The sequence below is a fragment of the Synechococcus sp. R3-13 genome (assembly GCF_047462195.1).
Classification (GTDB): Bacteria; Cyanobacteriota; Cyanobacteriia; order Thermostichales; family Thermostichaceae; genus Thermostichus.
The window spans coordinates 1-6,489 of the sequence record NZ_JANSIO010000019.1; the positions used below are offsets into that span (position 1 = coordinate 1).

At 59.5% G+C, this 6,489-nt stretch carries 6 protein-coding genes; 2 read left to right on the top strand and 4 right to left on the bottom strand.

The genetic code is table 11. The features are described from left to right. Positions 1 to 48: 48 nt before the first annotated feature. Positions 49 to 885, bottom strand: coding sequence for a TrmH family RNA methyltransferase (locus NW856_RS00645; RefSeq protein WP_414398575.1), 837 nt, complete (start codon positions 883 to 885; stop codon positions 49 to 51). Between the two features lie 105 nt (positions 886 to 990). Beyond that, complete coding sequence (locus tag NW856_RS00650) at positions 991 to 2,361, bottom strand: 16S rRNA (cytosine(967)-C(5))-methyltransferase (protein ID WP_414398584.1); 1,371 nt, start codon at positions 2,359 to 2,361, stop codon at positions 991 to 993. Positions 2,362 to 2,509: 148 nt separating this feature from the next. Between NW856_RS00650 and hisA the strand changes: the two genes are divergently transcribed. Beyond that, positions 2,510 to 3,274 carry a 1-(5-phosphoribosyl)-5-[(5-phosphoribosylamino)methylideneamino]imidazole-4-carboxamide isomerase gene (gene hisA, locus NW856_RS00655; protein WP_414398586.1) on the top strand — a complete coding sequence of 255 codons (765 nt, stop codon included), beginning with the start codon at positions 2,510 to 2,512 and terminating at the stop codon, positions 3,272 to 3,274. Between the two features lie 133 nt (positions 3,275 to 3,407). Beyond that, positions 3,408 to 4,598: a M20 metallopeptidase family protein gene (locus NW856_RS00660; protein WP_414398578.1), complete on the top strand. Its 1,191-nt coding sequence runs from the start codon at positions 3,408 to 3,410 to the stop codon at positions 4,596 to 4,598. 13 nt (positions 4,599 to 4,611) lie between these two features. Here NW856_RS00660 and NW856_RS00665 read toward each other — a convergent pair whose 3' ends face one another. Then, complete coding sequence (locus NW856_RS00665; RefSeq protein ID WP_414398581.1) at positions 4,612 to 5,181, bottom strand: hypothetical protein; 570 nt, start codon at positions 5,179 to 5,181, stop codon at positions 4,612 to 4,614. Positions 5,182 to 5,305: 124 nt separating this feature from the next. Continuing rightward, positions 5,306 to 6,489 (bottom strand): ATP-binding protein (locus NW856_RS00670; protein WP_414398583.1); only part of this gene is annotated, 1,184 nt, incomplete at its 5' end.

Here is a 6,489-nt window from a genome sequence, read left to right on the forward strand (position 1 = left end):
TACAGTGCGGGGCTCCTGCGCTAGTAAGCTGAGGGAGCAGCTAGCTGTTCAGGGAGCGCTTCCTGAGCGAGATCGCCGCTGGCGCAGGGCCTCGTAGAGCAACAACCCCCCCGTCATAGCGACGTTCAGAGATTCGACACCCTCGGCCATCGGGATCCGCACCTGTGCATCGGCCTGTTGGATAGTCGCTTCCCTCAGGCCAGCCCCTTCGTTGCCCAGGAGAAAAAGGGTAGGGCGGGTGAGATCTTGATCCCAGTAGCAGTTTGCTGTGGGGGAGAGGGTAGCAGCCAAGACTTGGATCCCGTGGCAACGGCAGCTCTGGATCCAGGCGGCTAGGTCGGGCACGACTTGGGGCGGACGGCGAAACCACTGGCCGGCAGAGGCCCGCAAGACTTTGGGGTTTTCGGGATCGACGCTGTCTGCGCTTAGCCAAAGGCCGTCGGCTCCTGCGGCGGCCACGACTCGGATTAGGGATCCCAAATTGCCCGGATCTTGCAGCGTTTCCACCACGAGGCCCAAACGTACCCCGGACAAGGGGGGAGAGGGAATCTGCCGACTGACGGCCACGGCCACGGCTCCTTCGGGAGACTCGGTGGTACAGAGTGCCGCCATGACTTCTGGGCTGACGGGTTGCCGCCGTAGGCCCTTGGGCAGATCGGCCAGCAGGTGAGGGTGACGGCTGGCCCAGTCGGGCGTGTAGCAGAGGGCTTGCAAAGGCCAGCCGACCCGCAGGGCTTCTTCGATGAGATGGGATCCCTCTACCAAAAAGGCGCCCTGTTCTCGCCGACCTTGGCTGCGGTGCAACTGCCGCAACTTTCGGATCCAGGGGTTTTTCGGGCTGGTCAGCAGTAAGGACTCCGTCCCGCTAACGCGATCAGAAACCATGGGGCAACAGTCAGTCTCTTGCTTGGAGATAATCCTTTTCTCCCTCAGGAAAGCTGAGGGTTGATGGCTCGGAGCACCTGGGAAGCACCACGATGGAAGGTTTATTTAACCGTATCGACGCAGCCGTTGGATAAAAAATCCATCCCGATCCTGCCGGTGGGGCCAGATGAGCAGGGGATCCCCTTCAGCAGCCCAATTGGGGTGGCTGTCGAGAAAGGCTTGAATGATCTCCTCGTTTTCGGCAGGGTGCAGCGTGCAGGTAGCGTACACTAACACCCCGCCCGGCTTCAGCCAACGGGCCGCCACTTGCAGGAGCTGGGCTTGCAGGTGGGCCAACTCTGGGATCCGCTCTGGGGTTTGTCGCCAGCGAGCGTCAGCATGGCGGTGCAAGGTGCCTAGGCCGGAGCAGGGGGCATCCAGCAGTACGCGGTCAGCACTCTGCCAGGGGGGCAAGGGGGCAGGGGGTAAGGACTCCGTCCCGCTGACGCGATCGGCAGCAGCGCTCAGGGATAACAGGTCGATGGCCAGGGAACGAATCGAGGTCAAGCCCAAGCGATGGGCATTTTCCTCTAGGCGCCGCAGACGGTGGGGGTGACGATCCAAAGCCCAAATCTCCCCTCGATCCTGCATGTGTTGGGCTATTTGGGTGGTCTTGCCGCCCGGAGCAGCGCAGCAGTCGATCACCCGCTCCCCTGGCTGGGGATCCAGCCAATGCACCACCTGCTGGGCACTGGCATCCTGAACGCTCCACCACCCTTGGGCAAAGCCGGGTAGGGCCGTGATGTCGCCGGCATGATCCTGGAGGCGCAAGGCGCCCGGCACCTCGGAGATGGGGAGGGCAGGGATCCCTGCTTCTGCCAGGGCTTGGATGACCCTGTCTACCTCTGCCCGCAGCGGGTTAACCCGCAGATCTAGGTGGGGCGGTCGGTTGAACCAGGCGCACAACTGCTCGGCTTCTGCTGGCCCCAGGCGCTCCCACCATAGGCTCACCAACCAGTCGGGAAAGCTGTGCCGGATCCCCAAAGCCTGAATTGGGTCGGCTGGCAGAGTGTCCTCGAGGGGCTTGAGGGGATCCTTCTCTGGCTGATCCAACACTTGCCGCTGGTAGGCGCGCAAGATGCCGTTCACCACCCCTGTCAGGGATCCCAGCCCCATCTGGCGGGCCAATTCCACGCTGGTGTGGATGGCAGCGCTGGGGGGGATGTGATCCAAAAAAGCCAGCTGGTAGAGGCCAAGGTGCAGAATGAGCCGCAAATCGGGCGGTTGCTTGTGGGCAGGACGTTGGGCAAAGCAGTCGATTAGGGCGTCGAGGGTGCGACGACGGCGGGTAATGCCATACACCAGCTCGCTGACCAGATGCCGGTCGGCAGGGATCAGGTGGCTGTGGGCCAACAAATGCCCCAGAACCAGGTCGGCATAGGCGTTTTGGCGCTCGATTTTCTGCAGAGCCAACAGAGCCAGTTGGCGCGCGTTCATAGTCATCTCAGGATGTTCTCCCATCGCGTCAGCGGTGTGGAGCACTTTAGGGTCTAGAGATCCAGATCTCCGCTGGAGCAAGGCCGCTCCCAGGCGATACTGGAAAAGCCCCTCAAGGGATCCCATCATGCCTTACTCAACTGCTTTTCTGGAGGTGATCCCCGCCATCGACCTTCTCCAGGGCCGCGCCGTGCGCCTCTACCAGGGGGATTACGCTCAGGCGGAACAGGTGGCCGATGACCCCATCCAGCAGGCCGAAGCTTGGGCGGCACAGGGTGCCCCTCGCCTGCATGTGGTGGATTTGGACGGAGCCAAAAGCGGGGATCCAGTCAACCTGCCCATCATTGAGCGCATTGTCCGCAGCCTGGCCATCCCGGTGCAGGTGGGGGGTGGGATCCGATCCCTGGAACGGGCGCGGCAGTTGTTGGATTTGGGGGTGGATCGGGTGATCGTTGGCACCCTAGCCGTAGAGGATCCCGACACCCTGGAGGCGATGACCCAAGCCTTCCCCGGTCGGGTTTGGGTGGGGATCGACGCTCGGCAAGGGCAGGTAGCCACCCGCGGCTGGCTGAGCACCACTCCCCTGCGGGCCACCGAATTGGTGCAACGGGTGGGGGAACAGGGCGTCGCCGGCATCATCTACACCGACATTGGCCGGGATGGCACCCTGGCCGGCCCCAACCTACAACAGTTGCAGGAGATCCTCGCCATCTCCCGCCTGCCTGTGATTGCTTCGGGGGGAATCGGATCGCTAACGGATTTGCTGGCTTTGTTGAGCTTGCCCGGTTTGACGGGGGCTATTTTGGGTAAAGCCCTCTACTCAGGGGCGATCTCCTTGCAAGAGGCTTTGCGAGCTGTGGGGCCGGGCCGCTGGCAAGATCTACCGCCGGAAACCGGATCCCTGTGGGCCTAGGTATCCATCCAGAGATCGAGCGAAAGACAGCCCTGGCAAAACCTCTGCCATACTGGTGAAATCAACAGGCAACTTCATGCGACAACATCAGCCGCTGGTGAAGGTTTTCCAAGACATTTTTGTTTTTCAGGTCATGTCTGTCCCTGCGCTTCGCCCTGCTGTTCGAGCTTTACAACCCGAGTTGGTGACCTGGCGCCGCCACATCCACAAGTATCCCGAGCTGGGCTTCCAGGAGAAGCAAACCGCCGCCTACATCAGCCAGCGCCTGAAAAGCTGGGGGATCCCGCACCAGACTGGCATTGCCCACACCGGCATTGTAGCCACCATTGAGGGAGAGCAGCCGGGGCCGGTTTTGGCGCTGCGGGCCGATATGGATGCCCTGCCCATTCATGAGGCCAATGAAGTCGAGTACCGCTCCGCCATCCCCAACGTCATGCACGCCTGTGGCCACGACGGCCATACGGCCATTGCTATGGGCACCGCCAAGCTGCTGCAACAGCACCGTCAACACCTCAAGGGCACGGTCAAGGTCATTTTTCAACCTGCCGAAGAAGGCCCCGGCGGAGCCAAGCCCATGCTGGAGGCGGGGGTTCTGAAAAACCCGGATGTGGAAGCCATCCTCGGCCTACACCTGTGGAATAATCGCCCTCTGGGCACTATTGGCGTGAAAAGTGGCCCCTCGATGGCCTTTGCCGACCGCTTTCAGATTCAGGTGATCGGGCGAGGCGGACATGCTGCCCTTCCCCAACAAACAGTGGATGCCATTGTGGTGGGATCCCACATTGTCAATGCTTTGCAGACCATTGTCTCCCGCAATGTGGATCCGATGCTGCCGGCGGTGGTGACGGTGGGCCGTTTCCGGGCCGGCGATGCCTTCAACGTTATCGCCCCAAGCGCAGAAATTTGGGGTACTGTGCGCAGTTTTCACCCTGAAGTGGCCGATTTGATCCCAAAGCGCATGGAAGAAATCGTTGCCGGCATTTGCCAAGCCTACGGAGCCACCTACGAGTTTCAGTACGAACGGGGCTACCCGGCGGTTTGCAACGATCCTGCTATGGTAGCGCTGGTGGAACAAGCTGCCCGCCAGGTGTTTGGCCCAGAGGCGAGGATCATCCCAGAGATGACCATGGGCGGAGAGGATGTCTCGTTTTTCCTGAATGAGGTGCCTGGCTGCTACTTTTTTTTGGGATCCGCCAACCCCGAAAGGGGCCTGAACTACCCTCACCACCACCCCCGCTTCGACTTCGATGAGGCTGCCCTTGGCATTGGGGTAGAGCTGTTCCTGCGCTGCATTGAGAACTACACCGGGCAAGCCTTGAGTTAGCGGGAAACCTCGGCTAGGGCCTGAGCAAGTCAGCGGATCCGCTGCCGGGAAGCAGCAAGGGCTTCATAGGTTCTGGGGTGGGACGGGTAGGGGCAGGATCCCCGTCGGTGGGAATGTAGAGGGGCGTTGGGTTGGGATCCCCACCGAAGGCCAGCACAAGGGCTTCCAGCAGGGCCTGTCGCTGTTGCCGGTTCAGGGATTGTACAACGGCTTTGTCTTGGGCGTAGGGGTTGACCGTGAGGCGGTCGGCACCGGGATACCGTTGGGCGATGATTGGCTCATTGGCATCAAAATAGTCCGCCAGCGTCAGTTGCCAGTCAAAGCGGTCGGTCGGGGAGCGACCGGCCACCTGCAGATGGTAAACCATCATCCGCCGCACCAAGGTATCTTCCTCAAGCGTAGGGCCGCCGTCATTGGGGTTAATGGGGGTGTAGACGTTTTCCAGCGGCAGATCCGGCAATGCCTCGTACACCCGCCGCGCCGCTTCGGGGATCAGCCGCAACTGAGCATAGGCAGGCCCGGATCCCAGCAGAACCGCAACGGCAATGCCCAGCAAACCTGGCAAAAGGGCTTGTTTCCTCATCCTGCTCGCCCCAAAACTTGTTTCTGTGAAATGAATTGTATTGCAATCAAGCAGTGGTTTCGGATTGTAGATTTGGCAGATTCAGCGATTGAGATCAGGCCACAGTTGGAGTTTTGGGCCATTGCTAATCAATGCTGAGTCCATCCACCACCTGAGGTTGAGGACGCGGTTTGAGAGGGGCTGACTGAGCCAAGCGATCCCGCTGGTGGTGTTCTTGAGAATGCCTTTGCCAGAGGCCAAGAATATCCAACGTTTCGCCGCCATGCTGCGTGTAGCGCTGCCGCACTTTGCACAGTACAGGGGTATTGACGCACACCCCGGAGATGATCACCTGACCTTTGCTCAAGGCGGGCAATTCCTGTAACAGATCCCGTCCGGCAGCCTCGACACTGTGGCGCAGATTTTCTTGATCGGAAGGGTTGACAATTCGCATTAAAAATTGGCTCATGCATTGCGACAAAATGTCCGAGTCTAACTTGCCAGGGCGTTGCGTGATGAGACCTACCCCCAGTCCAAACTTGCGTCCTTCGCTGAGGATGGTGCGCAGCACCTGTTTGCAACGGGAAGGCTCGTGGGCAGGGGCAAACCGATGGGCCTCTTCCAGCAAAATAAAGACGGGATAAGGCAAGTAATTTTCGTCCCCCGGCTGGATCTTGCCTTTGTGGGTATTGATCCGAGCATAGTTGGCCTGGCGCAAGATGGCAGCAGCGATCACCTGCTGTTCTTCTTGGCTGATCTCGTGCATTTGTAGAATGGTCACCTGCCCCGGCTCAAACAAGTCTTTGGGGGCCAGATGTTCTACATTGCTGAAATAAGGAGAGCGGTCGATCTGTTCTAATTTCCACTCCAAGGCGGCGGCTGAGGATCCTTGGGATCCATCTTCTGCAGAATCGGCTTCATTTACGGCATCGATTAAGTCCTGAATCGTCCAGCGGATCGGGTTAAATTGAGTTGTTTTGCGAAAGGCTTTCTCCAGAAAAGATTTCTGTCGGTCAGTGGTCTCTGGCAGCAGGGTCAGAATATCAAAGAAGTTAAGAGAAGATACACGAATCTTAATTTCCTGCGGTGAAAGAACCTTGACTTTAGGACGGTAGCCGTCTTCCCCAAAAAACTTGGGGTGGGACTGCATTTCTGCCAGCGTGTGGTATTCCCCGTGGGGATCGAAAATGAGGACGGCAGCTCGGTTTTTGGGCAAAAGCAGCTCTTCAATCAAAACCCCTGCTGTATAAGATTTGCCGGATCCTGTCCCCGCCAAAATGGCCAGATGGGTGCTGACCATTTCCTTGACGTCCAGTACTACGGGCACTG